The organism is Micromonospora sp. NPDC049274 (genome assembly GCF_040678875.1).
Lineage (GTDB): Bacteria > Actinomycetota > Actinomycetes > Mycobacteriales > Micromonosporaceae > Micromonospora.
On sequence record NZ_JBFAQS010000001.1, the window covers coordinates 502996 to 521793 of the forward strand.

Here is an 18798-nt window from a genome sequence, read left to right on the forward strand (position 1 = left end):
CGCTCATGACCCGACTCCGGCGTACCGCATCCGCCGCTGCCGCCCTGGCGTTCACCGCCGTCGCCACCGCCGTGCTCGGGTTCGCCGGGCCGGCGTCCGCCCACGTCACGGTGAACCCGAAGGAGGCGACCCAGGGCGGCTACGCCCGGGTGGCCTTCCGGGTGCCCAACGAGAGCGACTCCGCGTCGACCACCAAATTGGAGGTCGTGCTGCCGGAGAACGCTCCGGTCGGGTCGGTGTCGACCATCCCGGTGCCCGGCTGGACCGTGGCGACGGAGAAGCGCAAGGTGAACCCGCCGATCGAGGTGCACGGCAGCCAGCTCACCGAGGCGGTCTCCAAGATCACCTGGACGGCCACCGGGGACGCGGCGGTCAAGCCGGGCCAGTTCCAGGAGTTCGGCGTCTCCATGGGGCCGCTGCCGAAGGTCGAGACCATGGTCTTCAAGACCCTGCAGACGTACTCGGACGGCAACGTGGTGCGCTGGATCGACGAGCCGCAGCCGGGCGGCGAGGAGCCGGAGAAGCCCGCTCCGGTGCTCACCCTTGCCGCCGCCGCGGCGCCGTCGGCGTCGGGCGCCCCGGCCGCCTCGGCCGTCGCCGCGGCCGACGATGATGACGACGACGAGAGCGTCGGCGCCGCGGTCGGCCTCGGCATCGCCGGCGTCGCCACCGGCCTGGCCGGCCTGGTGTTCGGCGGGTTGGCGTTCGCCCGCACCCGCCGGGGCCCGGTCGTCAAGTCCTGACCGCCTCGCTCACCCGCTGGCCCGCCGGAGTTTCCGGCGGGCCAGCGTGCTTCCCGGAACCAAAGCTGGCCGTGCCGTCGATATCCCCTGATCAACCGATGTACGTCGGTAAGGTCGGCCGGGTATCTGGCTACGGAGGGGGACGCTGCGAATGCGGTTCGTGCGGGCGATCAGCGGAATGCTGCTGTTGGTCATCGGGATTCTGGCGCTGTCCGTCGGCGGCGGGCTGTGGCTCGTCACCCGCCACGCCGACCCCGGTGGGGCCTTCGCCGCCCGGTTCGAGACGGTCCGCACACCCGGGCACGCGGTCGTGGTCACCGACCTCGACCGTCTGCTGCGGCGGGAGGCGCCCTTCGCGCGCGGCGCGCAGACCCGCCTCCGGCTCGACGCCCGTACGCCCGACGGACCGGCCTTCGTGGGGCTCGCGCCCACCGCCGAGGTGCGCAAATGGCTGGAGCCCGTGCCGTACGCCTCGGTCCGCCGGGTGGCCCTGGCCCGAGGTCCGCTGCCGGTCCGCATGGACCCGGCGGTCCCGGCCGCGGCCCCGACCGCCGGTGCGGCGCTCCCGCCGCTCGGGCTTCCCTTCTGGGTACGCGAGGGGGTCGGCACCCTGGAGTGGAGTGCCGACGAGTTGGACGCCGAGTCGATGAGCCTGGTGGTGATGCGCCCGGACGGTCGCGCTGACCTGAGCCTGGAGCTGCACGCCGAACTGCGCGCGGGTTGGGTCGCGCCGGTCACCTGGGGTCTGCTGGCGACGGGGGTGCTGCTGGTGGCGTGCGCGGTGCTGCTCCTGCTGCGCCCGCCGCGTGCGCGCGAAGTGGTCTTCGTGGTCGAACCGGATCAGGTGCCGGTGCTCGCCGGCCGGCTCGGGGTCACGTCGCTCACCGGCCTGAGCGCCCGGGCGCCCCAGGCGGACGCACCGCCGCCGGCGGTGCGGCAGCTCGCTCCGGTCGGCTGTGGCGCGGCCGAGTGGCCCCGGTCGGCGACCGACGCCGAATCGACCCGGCTGGTCACCCTCGCCGACCTGGACGCGCCGTCGCGACTGCCCCGACCGCCGGAGGTGGCGTTGAGCCTGGCGTGGCCGCCCGCCGGCGCCGAACCCACGGCACGGCCGGTGCCAAGGGACTAGCTGGCGGCGGCGAGTGGCCCTCCGCGCTGCCGACGCGGAGGGCCACTCTCACCGGGGGATCGGTGCTACCCGAGCGACGCTTGAGGTAGGTGAGTCCAGATTAGCGCCGATCGTCGCTACTGGGGAGTTGTGTCCATTTGGCGCGACTTTTCCACGGTCCGGATCGGGCGGGCCGCGCGGACCGGCAGGGCCACCAGCAGGAGCAGGCTGAGCAGCACGTAGGTGTTCTGCAGGACGAAGTCCACCGGGCCGTGGGTGCGGACCGCTGCCGTGCCCCAGTCCTGGAACGTCACCACGCCGTAGATGATCAGGGCGGCGGTGCCCAGCGCGAGCCCGGCCAACCACCGACGCCGGCGTACCTCGTCCGGGCGGCCGGTGCTCAGGACCGCGTCCACGAGCAGCACCACCGCCGGCACGAACCAGTAGATGTGGTGGGTCCAGGTGATCGGGCTGACCAGCGCGCCGACCAGGCCGGTCAGCGTCAGACCCGTCAACAGGTCACCGCCGCGCGCGGCGCGGGCGGCCCGCCGTATTCCGTACACGGCGACCACGGCGACCATCAGCAGCCAGAGCAGCCAGAGCAGGTGGGCCGGCTTCTCCGGCGCGGTGAACCGGCTGAGCAGGCCGAACAGCGACTGGTTGCCGACGTAGTCGGTGCGACCCACCCGGTCGTTGTCCCACAGTTCCCGGGTCCAGAACCGCCACGAGTCCCCGGGCGCGATCGCCGCCGCGAGCAGGGTCGCCGCCGCCGCGGTCGCGCTCGCCACCGCGGCGGCCCGCCACCGTCGGGTGGCCAGCAGGTACACGATGAAGATGCCCGGGAAGAGCTTGAGAGCCGTCGCCAGCCCCACGCCGATGCCGGCCCAGCGCCGCGCCTGCGGTACGGCGAACAGCAGGTCGGCCAGGATCAGCACGACCAGCAGCATGTTGATCTGCCCGAACGTGATCGTCTCGCGGGTGCTCTCCACCGCCAGCACCAGCAGCACGGCGACGATCAGCGTGAACGTGCGTGGTAGGTGGTGCCGGGCGATCACCGGCGTCACCAGCCAGCGGGTGGTCACCACAACGGCGAGGACGGTGAGCACCGTGAAGATCGTCACGGTGGCGCTGAGCTTCAGCAGCCCGAACGGCCAGAGCAGCAGCGCGCTGAACGGCGGGTAGGTGAAGTACAACTCGCCCTGCACCCGATCGGGTTGCGCGTAGTCGTAGAGCGGGTGCCCGACGCGCCACCAGTCGACCGCCGACATATAGATCTTGAGGTCGAGGAACTTGTGGTTCAGGCCCGGCAGGTAGAGGGCTGGCAGCACGGCGAGGAGGGCCACGACCGCGACCAGGCGACGGACCGTACGGCCGCCGGGATCGTCGTCGCTGACGGCGGGCGGTGCGACGGGTTCTGCTGGCACCCCGAAACCCTAGCGGGCGGGCGGGCCGAGAGCGCGCAGCCGTGGGGTGTGGGCTGCGCGTAGTCTGTCCCGGTGGCTGATCTCCTCGTCTGGATCGATTGTGAGATGACCGGGTTGGACCTTGGCAGCGACAAGCTGATCGAGGTCGCGGCACTGGTCACCGACCCCGACCTCAACGTGCTCGGTGATGGTGTCGACGTGGTGATCCACGCCGACGAGGCCGCGTTGGAGGCGATGCCGGAGATCGTCCAGACGATGCACGCCAAGTCCGGCCTCACCGAGGAGGTTCGCCGCTCGGCGGTCACCCTGGCCGAGGCGGAGGACCGGGTGCTGGAGTACGTGCGCACCTTCGTCAAGGACCCGCGTACCGCGCCGCTGTGCGGTAACTCGATCGCCACCGACCGTGGCTTCATCGCCCGGGACATGCCCCGCCTCGACGCGCACCTGCACTACCGCATGATCGACGTCTCGTCGATCAAGGAACTCTGCCGCCGCTGGTACCCCCGCGTGTACTTCGGCCAGCCGCAGAAGGGCCTGGCGCACCGGGCGCTCGCCGACATCCGGGAGAGCATCCGCGAGCTGGAGTACTACCGGCGCACCATCTTCGTCCCGCTGCCCGGCCCGGACGTGGAAACCGCCAAGGGCATCGCCGCCGACCTCTGACGGCGCCCACTGCCTGTCGGCGAGGAACCCGCTGGACGCCGTGAGCGGTGGTGTGGCTATTATTGGTCCGCACCCCGCCCGGGGCGATCGACCGGGCGACGGCGGCATGGTGGCTGTAGCTCAGTTGGCAGAGCACCGGGTTGTGGTCCCGGTTGTCGTGGGTTCAATTCCCATCAGTCACCCCACCGCGCAGGCCCCCTCCTCGGAGGGGGCCTGCGTCGTTGCGGGGGCTGGCCGGCTGGCGGATGATCCACTCCGTTTGCAGGAATCCGGGGTGTCCGACCGAGTCGGACACCCCGGATTCCTGGAACCCGAGTCGATCGTGCCGTGTGGATCAGGCGGTCGGGGTGGGCGTCGGCGTGGCGGCGTCGTCGGGGCTCGCCGGAGCGTCCGGGTCGTACGGCAGGGCGCTGCCCTTGACGTACTCGTCCCAGCTCATGTTCCAGTCGGTCCAGCCGTTGCCGTTCTGGAGCTTGCGCTCGGTGCCCTTGACCGTGATCGGGTCACCGACCTGGGTGTTCCTGAACAGCCAGTCACCGTTGGCCATCGACACGTTCACGCAGCCGTGCGAGACGTTGACGCTGCCCTGCTGTCCTTCGGACCAGGGGGCCGCGTGGATGAACTCGCCACCCCAGGTGAGCCGCTGCGCAAAGTCAATCTTGGTGCGGTAGCCCTCGTCCGGGCCCAGCTCCTCCATCGTGTCGAAGACGGTCTTGCGGAGCTTCTCGATCACGACCATCGTCCCGCTGGACGAGGGGGTGCTCTTCTTGCCCAGGCTCACCGGGATGGTCTTGATCACCGAGCCGTTGCGGGTCACGGTCATCCGCTTGGTCTTGTTGTCCACGGTCATGATCAGCGATGAGCCGATCTTGATGTCCACGGAGAGATCCGAGCGACCGTAGTAGCCGTCACCCATCGGCAGGCCGCCGGCTTGCACCCGGTAGGAGACCTTGCTGTTCGCCTTCCAGAACACCTTCGGCCGGTACCGGATCTCGGTGGGGCTTACCCAGTGCCAGATGCCCTCCTGGGCCGGCGTCGAGGTCACCGTCATCCGGCGCTGCACGTCGTCGCGGTAGTCCTCCGGAACGGCCCGGTCGAACTTCACGATCAGCGGCATCCCGACACCGACGACCTGGTTGTCGCCGAGGAAGCTGCTCACCCGGATCTGCTTGGCCGGCTTGGCCATCGTGGTGAAGGTGCTCGTCGCCGTCGCCGGACGGCCGTCGTCGCCGGTGGCGGTGACCGTGGCGGTGTAGCTGGTGCCGTACGCCAACGCCCCCTTCGGCAGCCACGTCTTGCCGTCCTTGGCGAGGGTGCCCTCGACGGCCTTGCCGGCCGCGTCCTTGAGGTCGACGGTGGTCTCCTCGGCGTCCTTCGTGGTGAAGGTGATGCCGGTGGACGCCGGCACGTCCTTGGCGTCCGCCGCCGGCTCGCTGATGGTCGCCGTCGCCTTGGTCGCCGGGCTCTCGGAGCCGCCCTGCCACGAGGACGGTTTGCCGCCCTCGTCAGCGGTGCAGGCGGAGGTGAAGGCCAGCGCCACGGCGAGAAGCCCCGCCGCGAGCACGCGGCGTCGCCCACGGGGCCGGATCAGCTGGTCCTGGCTAGCTCGCATGATGTCCTCACAGTCGTGGTCCCTGACCCATCGTCTCCTAATGACGCGCCAGAACCGGCCTCGGTTGCCGAGGGTGAACCGGAACACGCCGATCAGGATGTCGGAATTTTGGTACTATCCGGCGTTTCGTGATTCCGACTCGTCTTTGTGTCGGGACTGAGGGGTCGCCGCCGCCGTCGTCGCGGCGCGGGCAGTGCAAGGGTACGCGCCGGCCCCTGCCATCGGCAGGGGCCGGCGCGAAGCAACCGAGCCCTCAGAGCGTCGGGCCGGACCCACCCTTGGGCACCGGCAGCGCGCTGCCCTTCACGAACTCCGACCAGCTCAGGCTCCATGCCGTCCAGCCGTTGCCGGCAGCGATCTTGCGCTCGGTGCCCTTGATCGTGATCGGATCACCGATCCGGGTCTTCTCGAACAACCACCTGGCGTTCGCCGTCGACACGTTGACGCAGCCGTGCGAGACGTTCGACCGCCCCTGTACGCCCTCGGACCAGGGTGCGGCGTGGATGTACTCGCCACCCCAGGTGAGCCGCTGGGCAAAGTCGATCTCGGTGACGTAGCGGTTGGCCGGGTCCGGGTCGTCGCGGGTGTCGAAGACCGTGGACTCCTTCTTCTCCATCACGACCATCGTCCCGCTCGACGACGGGGTGCTCTTCTTGCCCAGGCTCACCGGGATGGTGCGCGAGAGCGCGCCGTTCTCGTACACCAACATCTTTTTCGTGGCGTTGTCGACCTTCATCACGAACGACCGGCCGATCTTGGCGGTGGCCTTGCGGTCGACGTCGCCGTACCTGCCGTTGCTCAGCGGCACGCCGGCCAACGCGATTCGCACCGTGATCGTGGTGCCCGGCTGCCAGTACTCCGGCGCGCGGTAGTAGGCCTGGGTGCCGTTGTCGACCCAGTGCCAGGCGCCCGGCTGCGGCGGGTCGGTCTTGACGAACATCCGCTTCTGCACCGCGGCCCGGTCCTTCTTCGGAATACCCGGGTGGAACTCGGTGACCACCGGCATGGCGACCCCGTAGCTCTTGTCGTCGAAGAGGTACAGGCCGGATCCGATTGTCGACTTCGGCTTGGCCATCGTGGTGAAGGTGCTGGTGCCCTGGCTGGCCGTGCCGTCGGGCCCGGTCGCGGTCACCGTGGCCGTGTATGTGGTGCCGTACTTCAGGGCAGCGGACGGCACCCAGGCGGAGCCGTCGGTGCGGAGCTTGCCCTGCACCGCACCCCCGCCGGCCGCGGCCAGGGTTACCGCGGACACCTTCCCACCCTCCGGGAGCTTGGCGCTGATCTCCGTGCTCACGGGCTTGTTCTTCGTGCCGTTCGCCGGGCTCAGCGTCAGTGCCGGCCCGCTGGGCGCGCTCGATGCGCCCGCTGCCGACGGCGCAGCCGAGTCGGGTCCGGCACTTGCGTCTGCCGACGTTCCGCCGACGAATTCCGGCTTCTTCTGCTCGTCGCCGCACCCGGTCAGTGCCAGCGACGCCGCCAGGGTCAGAGCGCCCACCACCGCCCCGGCTCGCGTGAACCGTGCCATCCCCACCTCTGTTCTCGCGTACCTGGCGGACATCGTGCCGTATCAGCGCCGAGACCCACGCCCCCGTGCCGGCACCAACGGCGGATTTGTGGCCGTATGCCCGTTAAGCTCGACCGAAGGGGGGAGCCGGGTAACCGGATTGGAGCCCCGGTTGGCGGGGTGCTAATGTTCTCTCCGTTGCCGACGAGCGCCGCTAGCTCAACTGGCAGAGCAGCGGACTCTTAATCCGCGGGTTCGGGGTTCGAGTCCCTGGCGGCGCACCAGCGATATCCAGGGGGCATGGCTTATCAGCCATGCCCCCTGGATCATGTCTGGGCTCCTCCCGTGTCGCCTCGTCACCCCAGCGACCTCGATCGATGGCGCAGAATCGACGGCGTGGATCTCTCTGCGGACTGGGTCTCGTTGCTGGGCCACCTCGACCGGAACGTGTCGTCAGGACGGCTCTCGCCGGACACGGCGACGGTGACCGACCTGATGAGCAGCTATCGGGTGCCGGGGGTCAGCATCGCCGTCGGGCACGTGAGCGGGCAGGTGTGGGCGACGGGGTACGGCGTGACGGGCGGCGAGACGTCGACGCCGGTGACGGCCGGCACCGCGTTCGCGGCCTGTTCGATCAGTAAGCACGTCGCCGCGTTCGGCGCGTTGCTGCTGGTCCAGGAGGGTGTCCTCGATCTGGACACCGACGTCGACACGTACCTCACCTCGTGGCAACTGCTCGACCGGGCGGGTCGGCAGTCCCGCGTCACGGTCCGGCAACTGCTGGCGCACACGGCGGGTCTGTCCGACACCTGGTACCGCGGCTACGCCGCAGATCGCGCCCCGTCGCTGGTCCAGGTCCTGGAGGGCAGCGGCCTCACGACGACTCCACCGGTCCGGGCGACCCTCCTGCCCGGCAGTCGTTTCCGGTATTCGGGCAGCCACTACTCGGTGCTCCAGCAGTTGGTGGCGGACGCGACCGGAACTCCGTTCGAGGACCTCATGCGAACCCTGGTGCTGCGACCGTTGGCGATGGCCGACAGCAGCTTCGACAGGCGGTTTCCGCACCAGCGACCGCAGTTGGTGGCTCGTGGTCACCACGTGGGCGGCACCCGCGTTCCCGGCGGTTGGCGCGTACAGCCGGAGGCGGCCGCGGCCGGACTCTGGAGCACCCCGAGTGACCTGCTCCGGCTCGACCTGGAGATCGCCCGGGCGGCTGCGGGGGACTCGACGTTGCTCGGCCGCGACCTGGCCACCGAGATGTGGACACCGCAGATCGCCGGCGGTGGCTACGGGCTCGGCACCGAGATCGACGACCGCGCCGGGCGCCGACGTTTCGGGCACACCGGGTTGAACGTCGGCTACACCTGTTTCTCCTACGTGTGGCCGGACAGCGGCACCGCCGTTGCCGCGATGACCAACTCGGAGGATGGCTGGGAGCTGCTGACCAGCATCCGCGCCGCCGCCGACCGCCGGTACGCCACAGACGTCCCCGCCGCGCCGCTGGGTGACGTGACGGGCCGCTACCTCCTGCGCGACGACTGTCCGATCGACATCGCGGTGACCGACGGTCGCCTGACCTTCGCCGCCGCCGGCCAGCCACCGGTGGTCCTGCTGGCCGAACCCGACGGTCGCCACCTGCACCCGGGACTCGACCTGGAGGTCCGGTTCCGGGAGAGCGACGACGGTTACGTCCTGGAGCTGCGGCAGGAAGGGGTCACGCAGACCGCGAGGAGCCAGTGAGGGAGGCGCGCTGCGACCACCGAGCCCGACCCGTGACCTGCTCAGCTGTCCAGGCTGGTGAGGCGTCCGTCGCGCATCTGGACGGCCCGGTCGCAGCGTGCGGCGATGCCGTTGTCATGGGTGGCCATCACGACTGTCGTGCCCTGCTCGTCGCGCAGTCTCAGCAACAGGTCGACGATCGCGGTGCCGGTCTGACTGTCCAGGTTGCCGGTGGGTTCGTCGGCCAGGAGCAGGGCAGGTTGGTTGATCAACGCGCGGGCGATGGCGACCCGTTGTTGCTGTCCGCCGGAGAGCCGCGACGGCAGGGCGGCGGCCCGGTCGGCGAGCCCGACCATCGCCAGCAGTTCGCGTGCCCGCGCGGCCTTGTCGAAGTCGGTGCGGAACGGAATCAGCGGCGCCATCACGTTGTCCAGGGCGGTGAGAGTGGGCAACAGGTGAAACCGCTGGAACACGAATCCCACCCGTCGTCGGTACGCCGCCAACGCCCGGCCGGACATGCCGGTCACCTCCTGGCCGCCGACGTCGATGCTGCCACCGTCACTCCGTTCGATGGCGCCGATCAGGTGCAGCAGTGTCGACTTGCCGGAGCCGCTCGGCCCGGTCAACGCGATCGCGGTGCCGGCGTCGATCGAGAGGCTCACGTCGTTGACCGCGACCAGCGGTGGGCCGTCGGGCAGCGAGAAGGACTTCCGCACATCGGTGAGACGAACCAGCGACGTGGTGGCCAGGGCCTCGACTGACGTCCGTTCCAAGGGACCTACTCCTTTGCCGCTCACCCGTCGGCGAGCAGTTGGGCCGTGGGTAGTCGGCGGAGCATTGCGATCGGCACCACGACCGAGACGGCGGAGACGACGACGCCGAACGCCAGCGCGACCACGGAGCACCAGATGAGCGGGGCGGTGACCCCACCTGCGAAGACCGCCGCGGCGCCCAGACCGGCGGCGGCGCCGAGCGTACCGCCGATGACGCCCATGCCGGTGGCCTCGACGATGACCAGCCGGTTCAGCATGGCGTCGGTCCAGCCGACGGCGCCGAACAGCGCGAACTCGGCCGCGCGCTCGGAGATGTTGAGATAGAGCACGTCGGCGACGGACACGATGCCCAGCACGATGGTGACCGCCACGGCTATGTGATCGACCGCGCGGGCCTGGAGGGTGACGGCAGCACCGAGCAACGTGCCGGTGAGCGCCCCGCGGAACGCGAACGTGATCGCCAGCAACATGGTCAGCGCGGCCACCCCGATCATCAGGCTCATTGCGCCGAGCGCGGTCCGACCCGGTGTGCGGGCAAGGTTCGCCAGGGCGAGGGTCGTCAGTCGGCGCGGGGCCTGCCGGCGTACGGCGAGGCCCAGGACCGCAGGGCGGATGATCTCGCCGGGATCGGGTCGGGCGGCTCGCCAGGCGGGCCAGCCACCGGCGAGCAGCGCAAGGGCCACCGCCGCGGGTACGGCGAGCAGGGTGTGACTCCAGGCGATGTTCAGCCCGAGGCCTAGTGCGATCCCGAGTGCGAGCCCGGTGCCCGCGATGCCCGCGGCGAAGCCGATGCCGACGATCTCGATGAACATCAGCTGGAGCAGATGTCGCCGGCCCCAGCCGAGGCAGGTGAGGATGCCGAACTCGGTGCGTCTGGCGCGGATGGCCGCGGTGTTGGCGTTGAGTACCGCCAGCGCGCACACGGTGAGCACCAGGACGGACAGCAGCACGCTCTTGCGGTCGGCCGCGCGGACGAGCACCGACGCGACACCCTTCCGCACCCACGGCTCGGCGACGGCGAGGTCTGGCCGACCGTAGTTTCCCGCCGGGTAGTGCACAGTCATCGCGGTGGGTGACGATCCCAGCGTGATGTCGACCTGCAGGCCGGTGCGTTGCGCGATCTCCTCGGCGATCACCCGGACCCGCTCCCGGGAGAGGCTGTCGATGCCCACGTCCCCGGCCAGTCGCACCCGTACCACGCTGATCGGCGCGGCCGTGTTGAGCTGGTACTCGGGGTAGCTGGGTTCGGTGCTGTACGCGCCGGGGTCGAAGACGGCCGGCAGGGCCTCCATCGTGGTGAGCATCAACGGCGGTTGGCTGAGCAGGCCCGTGACGTTCGAGTTGGGGGCCAGGCGGCGGCCGCCCAACGCCTGCCGGGACGCCTCGTCGGCGCCGTCGGCACCCGGGTTGAAGTAGGTGTCCATGGGCACCGCCGACAACGCGCTGCCCAGCGAGATCCTGGCGGGGTCGAACGTGCCCACCGCGCCCAGCGCGGCATCCGGCATCTGCACGTCACCGGGTTGCGCCTCGTATCCGTGCGACAGGTTCTGATGGACCGCGACGCCGCTGCGCACGCTGGTGTCGGCGAACTCCATCGGCACCCGCCGCGACGACCCGCCGTCGTCGGCCCCCTGACCCCAGATCTTCAGGTCGTACGGGTCCGGCTGGGCGCGCAGGCCGTCCCCGGACTGCACCCTCTTCGGTGGTCCGACGGTCCAGAACTGGTCGAGCCACATCGTGTTCGCCGTCGCCAGGTCGTCCTCGACGCCCAGATCGTCGGGCCGGAGCATCCGGTTGACCATGTCCTGGTAGGGCTTCTGCACCGGCGTCGAGCTCTGCGCGACCGGGATGCCGGCCTGGGTCCCCAGGGCTGCGCGTAGCCGCTGGTCGTCGGCGGTTGTCCGGACCAGGTCGGCCGCGTCCGGGTTCAGGCGCTGCACGGCCACGTCGAGTGTCGAGTCGACCTGGGGCTGGTCGGCGACCAGTACCGGTAGCACCGAGTACGGATACGGCATTCCGTCCAGTCGCCGTGACGTCGGCGCCTCCGCCGGTGTGAAGTAGCGGCCCGACGTCACTGCGTCATCCAGCCCCGCCAGCGCCGCCTCCGAGTCGGGGTCCACCGCTGCCATCAGGAACGGCACCGTCCACACCAGCGTGACGACGGGTCGCATCGCCTTGCCCTCGCGATCCGTCGATCCGGGACCGCCGACGCACGTCAGCGACGACCGGGCTCGCGGATCCGTCGGCGACAACCAGTCCTGCTCGTTGACGGCGGCTGCCGCGGGGCAGATCTTCACCCGCCGGCCGTCGGCGTCGATCTCCTCGGGCGGCGGTAGGCCCCCGCCGCTCCTCAACTCGCTGTTGGGCACCACCTCCAGCCGGTTCCGCGTCACGTAGAGAAACGCCGGTCCGTCCGGGATGTGACTCAGCCCCGCGTCGGTCAGCCACGTCGGCTGAACCCGCAGCACCTGGCGCTCGGCGTTCGGGTCGAGGTGTTGCGACAGGTCGACCGTCACGGGCACGGTACGCATCACGTACCCGATCATCGCGACCGGCGCCGCCACCGACACCCCCTGCACCGCCTGGATCTCGTGCCACTGGGCAGGAGTGATTCCGCCATGTATGCCCGCCAACTGACCCGACTGGACGAGATTGCGCTCCTGCTCCAACGGCAGCACCGCATCCTTCGGCCGCACCAGAAGGTCGTAGACAGGGCGGTAATTGGCGCTCACGGTGCCGACCGCTTCCAGACGCGAGGTCACCGCGGCCCCGGTGAGCAGGGTGAACCCCGCTACGGCTATGGCGATCATCGACAGCAGGGCCACCGACCGACGCAGTCGTACTCGCCATTGCGACGCGGCTATCGCCAGCATTGACGCACCATGCCCCGCATCATTGGTCCTCCAACGTGCGGCCACCGGCCGCATGGCGATCTCCGACCCTTGTTGTTGTAGCAGAAGGGCACGCGCCACGCGGATGCCGTGACCGTCGGTGAGACCGAGGGCCGGTGGGCGGCATGGTGTTGCGGTATTGCCAGCCCATTGGCATACATCTATAGTTGCGCGGATCACCACATTCATGGCCGTGGTCAACGCGGCCGAATCGTCGAAGCGCTTCGACGATTCGTCGTTCAGGCCCGTCAGCCGGGTGTCGAGCCTGGCCACGCCGGTCTCGACGCCCGCCGGGTGTCTGTCGTACGACATGAGGAGAACCGCATGCGGAACAGGCGCCTCCGGCGCGGAATCACCGCGCTCGCGCTCGCACTGCTCGCCCTGCCAGTCGTCCCCGGCACGGCGCACGCCGAACCCACCTACCCGTTCCGAGATCCACACCTGCCCGTGCAGGCAAGGGTCGACGACCTGCTCGGCCGGCTCACCCTGGACGAGAAGATCTCGTGGCTGCACCAGTACCAGCCGGCCGTTCCACGCCTGGGCATCGGCCTGTTCAAGACCGGCACCGAGGCACTGCACGGGGTCGCCTGGTCCACCGACATCGACAACAACGGTGCGGTGGTGAAGGCTCGCGGCACGTCCTTCCCGCAGCCGGTGGGCATGGCGAGCACCTGGGACACCGACCTGATCAAGCGGGTCGGCTCCGCCGTGGGCGACGAGGCGCGCGGCTACCACGCGCAGAACCCCCGGGTCTGGGGTCTCAACCTCTGGGCGCCGGTGGTCAATCTGCTGCGCGATCCGCGCTGGGGTCGCAACGAGGAGGGCTACTCCGAGGACCCGCTGCTCACCGCGAAGATCTCCACCGCTTACGGCACGGGCATGACAGGTGGGGACCCGGACCACCTGAAGAGCGCACCGACCCTGAAGCACTACCTGGCCTACAACAACGAGGTACGGCGTGACGTGACCTCGTCGAACGTACCGCCAAGGGTCTTGAACGAGTACGACCGCGCCGCCTTCAAGCCGGCCATCGCCGCCGACGCGGCCACCGGGGTGATGGCGTCGTACAACCTGGTGAACGGTCGTCCCGCCACTGTGGACCCGGACCTGGCCACTGTCGTGCGCGGCTGGACCGACCAGCCGCTGATGAACGTCACCGACGCCTGGGCGCCGAACAACCTCGTCGCCTCGCAGGGCTACTACGCCACCCAGCCCGAGGCGAACGCCGCGATCGTCAAGGCCGGCATCAACAGCTTCATCACCGACGACACCAACGCGCAGCCGACCGTCGCCGCCATCAAGCAGGCGCTGTCCTCCGGCCTGCTCACCGAGGGCGACATCGACGCCCGGATCTCCGAGACGCTCAACGTCCGGTTCCGCCTGGGGGAGTTCGACCCGGGCGGCGGTCGCCACGGCGGCATCACCCCGGAGGTCATCAACAGCCCGGAGCACCAGCGGCTGGCGCGTCAGGCCGCCGGCGAGGCGATGGTGCTGCTGAAGAACTCCCGGCAGGCGCTTCCGCTCAACGCGACCCGGACCCGCAAGGTGGCAGTGCTCGGCCCGCTGGCCGACACCCTCTACTCCGACTGGTACGGCGCTGACCTGCCGTACGAGGTGACCGCCCTGGACGGCATCCGCGAGCGGCTGGGCGGCTCTGCCAGCGTCAGCGGGCTCGACGGGGCGGACCGGATCGCCCTGAAGGACCCGGCGACCGGCCGGTACGTCACGGCCACCGGCACCACCGACGCCGACCCGGTCGCGGCGACAGGTGCCACCGCCTCGCTCGCCGCCCAGTTCGACGCGGTGGACTGGGGGCAGGGTGTGGTGACGTTGCGCAACGCCGCCAACGGCCGTTACCTCGGCTACAACTGGGGGCCCTTCATCACCCGTGACGAGCAGCCGAACGGGTGGTACGTCCAGCAGCAGTTCACGCTGGAGCCGCAGGCCGACGGCACTGTCGCGCTGCACTACACCGGCTACGAGACGCAGGAGAGCTGGTTCGGCGTCAACACCTATGTCACGGTCGGCGACGACGGCGCTCTCACGCTCGGCGCGTCCACCGCGGCGGACGCGACCCACTTCGCGCGCGAGGTGATCAGCAGCGGCGTCGACCGGGCCGTCGCGGCGGCCAAGGCTGCCGACACCGCCGTCCTGGTCGTCGGCAGCAACCCGTTCATCAACGGGCGTGAGGCGCACGACCGGACCTCGACGGCGTTGAGCGCCGGCCAGGAGGCGCTGGTCAAGGCCGTGACCAAGGCAAACCCGCACACAGTGCTGGTGCTGCAGACCAGCTACCCGGTCACCATCGGATGGGAGCAGGAGCACGTCCCGGCCATCGTCTGGACCACCCACGCGGGCGCCGAGACCGGGCACGCCGTCGCCGACGTCCTGTTCGGCGACCGCAACCCGTCGGGCAAACTCACCCAGACCTGGTACCGCTCGGACCGGCAACTACCGCCGGACCTGCTGGAGTACGACATCATCTCGTCCGGGCAGACCTACCTCTACAGCACCGCGAAGCCGCTCTACCCGTTCGGCCACGGGCTGTCGTACACCCGGTTCCGGTATGGCCAACCCCGCGCCGACGCCCGGTCGGTCGCGGCCGACGGCACCGTCACGGTCACTGTCGACGTGACAAACACCGGCAGCCGGGCCGGGTCCGAGGTCGTCCAGCTCTACACCCACCAGCGCACCTCGCGGGTGAAGACCCCGATCCGGGCGCTGAAGGCGTTCCAGCGGGTGGAGCTCGCACCCGGGCAGACCCGGGCCGTGACGCTCAGGCTGCCCGTCGCCGACCTGGCGAACTGGGACGTCACCCGCAGCCGGTGGGTGGTCGAGTCGTCCACGTACGACCTGCTTGTCGGCGCGATCGCCGAGGACATCCGGGCCCGGACGGCTGTCGCGGTGCGCGGCGAGACGATCCCGGCCCGGGACCTCTCCCGGACCACCAGGGCCGAGAACTTCGATCGGTACGCGGGGGTCCGGCTCGTCGACGAGTCGAAGGCGCGGGGTACGGCGGTCGGCGCCACCGCCGCCGGCCAGTGGATCTCCTTCACCGGTTCCGCCCTGCGCCCCGGTGCCCACACGTTCACGGCGAGGGTCGCCAAGGCCACGGTGGGTACCGGCACGATCCAGGTCCGGCTGGGCTCACCCACCGGCCGGCTGCTCGGTACGGCCACCGTGCCCAGCACCGGCGACGTCTACCGGTACGTGAGCGTCAGCGCCGAGGTGGCCCGGGCCGCCGGCAACCAGGACGTGTACCTGGTGTTCGACTCCGCGCTGCGGCTGGCGGACTTCTCCCTCAGCTGACGAGGTGGCTCGGGTCGGGGTGCCGTTCGGCCCCGGCCCGAGCCGGTCCTGGCCGCGCTTCCTCGCCGGAAAGCACGGCCGAAATTCATCGGATGATCTGACGGAGGCCCGTGGTTGAGGCGGTTGTTTTGCCCCACCTTGAAGCCGTTTACGCATAGACGGGTTACGATCTCGTATTGCAGTCGTCACACGTGTGACTTACGCTCCGGGAGACAGTTCGTAGCGATTGGCAAAAGAGTGCGGCCGGGCGGCAGGTGCCCCCGCCGGTCCTAAGTGGCGTCGCTGTTTCCTGCTCGTCGCTCGATACACGCATCAGGCACCACATCGACGACCAGGAAAGGAACAGCACGTGAGATCAGCCGCATCCACCACCCGTACGGCACTGATCGCGGCGGCGATGCTCGTCGCCGCCACGCTGCCGGCCGTGACGACACAGCAACGGCCGGCCATGGCCGCTGCCCAGGCCACTTACTACGTCGCCCCGGACGGAAACGACGCCAATCCCGGGACGCTCGAAGCGCCGTTCAAGAGTCTGCAACGCGCGCGGGACATCGTCCGTACGGTGAACACGAACATGACCGGCGACATCAACGTGTATCTGCGCGGTGGCACCTATCCGGTGAGCAGCACCGTCGAGTTCGGGTCGAGTGACTCCGGCACCAACGGCTTCCGGGTCGTCTACGCCGCCTACAACAACGAGACCCCGGTCCTCGACGGTGGTGTTCCGGTGACCGGCTGGACCCAGCACAGCGGCAACATCTGGAAGGCCCCGCTGGACCGCAGCACCAAGCTGCGGACGCTCTACGTCAACGACAAGCGGGCGCAGATGGCGTCGAAGACGATCAGCTCGGGAGGGTGCTACGGCACCTACACCGTCACGGCCGGCCAGGCCGCCTGGGCGTGGGAGTCGGGGTCGCAGTGCGACGGCGCCAAATACAGCCTGAACGACTTCCCCGCCATCGCCCGCAACCAGGACGACCTGGAGATCGAGACGGGGACGACCTGGACCACGGCCATCGTGGGCGTCCGCCAGGTGACCACGAGCTCCGACGGCGCGAACCGGATCGCCCTGTTCCAGCAACCGGGCGCGGCCATCGCCCAGGGCTCGTTCAACGGCAACGCCCAGGTCGGCGGCACCCACAAGCTCATGAACGCGTACGAGTTCCTGGACGCGCCCGGCGAGTTCTACTTCGACAAGAGCAGCAAGACCGTCTACTACTACAAGGCCAGCACCGAGGACATGTCGACCGCGTCGGCCTTCGCGCCGAACAACGTCACCACAGTGCTGCGGGTCGCCGGCACCTCCACGAGCAGCCACGCGCGCAACATCACGTTCTCCGGCCTGACCGTGCAGCACTCCGACTGGAACCTGTTCAACGTCGCGGGCTCGTCCTTCAAGCAGGCGCAGCAGGGCAACCTCGGCGCGCAGGTGTACGCCAAGGGCAACTTCCACGTCTACTACTACCGCAACGTGGACGTCACTCCCGGCATCGTCCAGGTGCAGAACGCCGACGGGATCCTCCTGCAACGCAACCGGATCCAGCACACCGGCGCCGACGGGATCAGCATGGTCAACGACGTACAGAACACGCAGTTGATCGGGAACTACACCAACGACGTCGCCGGATCCGCCATCGACGTCGGCCATCCCCAACACGTCTACATCGGAGACGGCACGTCGACCAACCGTGAGAAGTACTCCCCGCAGGTCGAGGGGCTGCCGAAGAACATCGACATCAAGAACAACTACCTCTACGACAGCGCGGTCCTGTTCAACGGACACAGCCCCATCTCGGCGTACTTCGTCGACACCCTGACGATCCAGCACAACCGGATCGAGAAGGCTCCCTGGTCCGGCATCACGATGGGCTGGGGCTGGTGGAACTTCGACGGGTCATCGGGCTCGATCGTGCCCAACCGGCCAACCACGACCGCGCGGAACAACACCATCAGCTACAACCACATCATCGACACGGTCCAGCGCCTCAGCGACACGGCGCCCATCTACACGCTGGGCAGCCAACCCGGGACGACGATCACCAACAACTACTTCCAGGGCGTGCCCTCGGGCCACAAGTACGGACTCCACCCGGACGAGGGATCGGCGTTCATCACCTTCCGGGACAACGTTCTGAACATCGACAAGAACGTCACCTGGATGATCAACTCCGACGACTTCGGCCGGAAGCACGATCTGAGCATCACGCAGATCTACGGCCCGATCAACAAGGTCTCGAACAAGAACCTGCCGAACAGCACTGTCGCCGACATCCTCGTCTCGTCCGACTACGTCTGGCCGGCGGCGGCCTACAGCATCGCGGCTAACTCCGGCCTGGAGGACGCCTACCGGGACATCATCCCGGCGAGCAGGTTCTCCGCACCGAACTACGTGCTGCCGGCCAGCACGTTCGTCACCAGCGCCACGGCGACGATCCCGATCCGCAGCACCGGCGACGCCACCAAGTCGGTCTGGCTGGCGCCGTCCGGCACGACCACCTTCACCGCCGGGGCGACGATGACCAGGGCGGCCGGCACCGCCACGTCCATCGCCGTGCCGGCAACCCAGGGCGAGTACCGGCTCTTCGTCGTCGACGCACAGGGCAACCGGTCGGCCGAGTCGACGTCGATCGTCCGGCAGCAGAGCGGCGGCGGCACTCCGCAGGGCGGGCAGCTCGTGGGCGGCCAGTCCGGCCGGTGCGTGGAGGTCCCCAACTCCTCCACCACCAACGGCACCCAGGTGCAGCTCTGGGACTGCGGCAGCGGCACCAACCAGCGGTGGACCTCCACCGCCAGCAAACAACTGACGGTGTACGGCAACAAGTGCCTCGACGCGTCCGGGGCGGGCACTGCCAACGGCACCCAGGTCATCATCTGGGACTGCCACGGCGGCCTCAACCAGCAGTGGAACGTCAACGCCAACGGCACCATCACCAACGGCCAGTCCGGGCTCTGCCTCGACGCCAACGGCGCGGCCAGCACCAACGGCACGAAGATCATCCTCTGGTCGTGCAACGGTGGCGCGAACCAGCGGTGGAGCCTGCGGAGCTGACCG

Annotated in this window: 10 protein-coding genes, 2 tRNA genes and 1 pseudogene; 8 read left to right on the forward strand and 5 right to left on the reverse strand. The window is 69.5% G+C overall.

Annotated elements, in window-relative coordinates:
* Positions 1–5 precede the first annotated feature (5 nt).
* Complete coding sequence (locus AB0K10_RS02285) at positions 6–743, forward strand: YcnI family protein (RefSeq protein ID WP_363679106.1); 738 nt, start codon at positions 6–8, stop codon at positions 741–743.
* Between the two features lie 679 nt (positions 744–1422).
* Positions 1423–1961 (forward strand): annotated as a pseudogene (locus tag AB0K10_RS02290) (hypothetical protein); the annotation flags it as partial.
* A 27-nt stretch (positions 1962–1988) separates the two neighbouring features.
* Here the strand turns inward: AB0K10_RS02290 and AB0K10_RS02295 are convergent.
* Positions 1989–3275 carry a glycosyltransferase family 87 protein gene (locus tag AB0K10_RS02295; protein WP_363679108.1) on the reverse strand — a complete coding sequence of 429 codons (1287 nt, stop codon included), beginning with the start codon at positions 3273–3275 and terminating at the stop codon, positions 1989–1991.
* Positions 3276–3347: 72 nt separating this feature from the next.
* Here AB0K10_RS02295 and orn point away from each other — a divergent pair, with 72 nt between their 5' ends.
* Positions 3348–3938, forward strand: a complete 591-nt coding sequence (gene orn, locus AB0K10_RS02300; protein ID WP_363679110.1) for an oligoribonuclease — start codon at positions 3348–3350, stop codon at positions 3936–3938.
* 109 nt (positions 3939–4047) lie between these two features.
* Positions 4048–4123: transfer RNA gene (locus AB0K10_RS02305), tRNA-His, on the forward strand.
* 149 nt (positions 4124–4272) lie between these two features.
* Here AB0K10_RS02305 and AB0K10_RS02310 read toward each other — a convergent pair.
* The gene (locus tag AB0K10_RS02310; protein ID WP_363679112.1) at positions 4273–5550 is read right to left on the reverse strand and encodes an Ig-like domain-containing protein; all 1278 of its coding nucleotides are present in this window, start codon (positions 5548–5550) and stop codon (positions 4273–4275) included.
* Positions 5551–5803: 253 nt separating this feature from the next.
* Positions 5804–7075, reverse strand: coding sequence for an Ig-like domain-containing protein (locus AB0K10_RS02315; protein WP_363679114.1), 1272 nt, complete (start codon positions 7073–7075; stop codon positions 5804–5806).
* Positions 7076–7262: 187 nt separating this feature from the next.
* Here AB0K10_RS02315 and AB0K10_RS02320 point away from each other — a divergent pair.
* Together AB0K10_RS02320 and AB0K10_RS02325 are read left to right on the forward strand one after the other, a co-directional pair.
* A tRNA-Lys gene (locus AB0K10_RS02320) sits at positions 7263–7338 on the forward strand.
* 112 nt (positions 7339–7450) lie between these two features.
* Entirely contained in the window at positions 7451–8794 is a 1344-nt protein-coding gene (locus AB0K10_RS02325) for a serine hydrolase domain-containing protein (RefSeq protein ID WP_363679116.1), read from the forward strand.
* A 41-nt stretch (positions 8795–8835) separates the two neighbouring features.
* Here the strand turns inward: AB0K10_RS02325 and AB0K10_RS02330 are convergent, their stop codons facing one another.
* Positions 8836–9546, reverse strand: coding sequence for an ABC transporter ATP-binding protein (locus AB0K10_RS02330; RefSeq protein WP_363679118.1), 711 nt, complete (start codon positions 9544–9546; stop codon positions 8836–8838).
* Between the two features lie 20 nt (positions 9547–9566).
* Positions 9567–12749 carry an ABC transporter permease gene (locus AB0K10_RS02335; RefSeq protein WP_363679120.1) on the reverse strand — a complete coding sequence of 1061 codons (3183 nt, stop codon included), beginning with the start codon at positions 12747–12749 and terminating at the stop codon, positions 9567–9569.
* Positions 12750–12761: 12 nt separating this feature from the next.
* Here AB0K10_RS02335 and AB0K10_RS02340 point away from each other — a divergent pair, with 12 nt between their 5' ends.
* Positions 12762–15746, forward strand: a complete 2985-nt coding sequence (locus tag AB0K10_RS02340) for a glycoside hydrolase family 3 C-terminal domain-containing protein (protein WP_363679122.1) — start codon at positions 12762–12764, stop codon at positions 15744–15746.
* A 349-nt stretch (positions 15747–16095) separates the two neighbouring features.
* Positions 16096–18795: a ricin-type beta-trefoil lectin domain protein gene (locus tag AB0K10_RS02345; protein ID WP_363679124.1), complete on the forward strand. Its 2700-nt coding sequence runs from the start codon at positions 16096–16098 to the stop codon at positions 18793–18795.
* Positions 18796–18798: the final 3 nt, after the last annotated feature.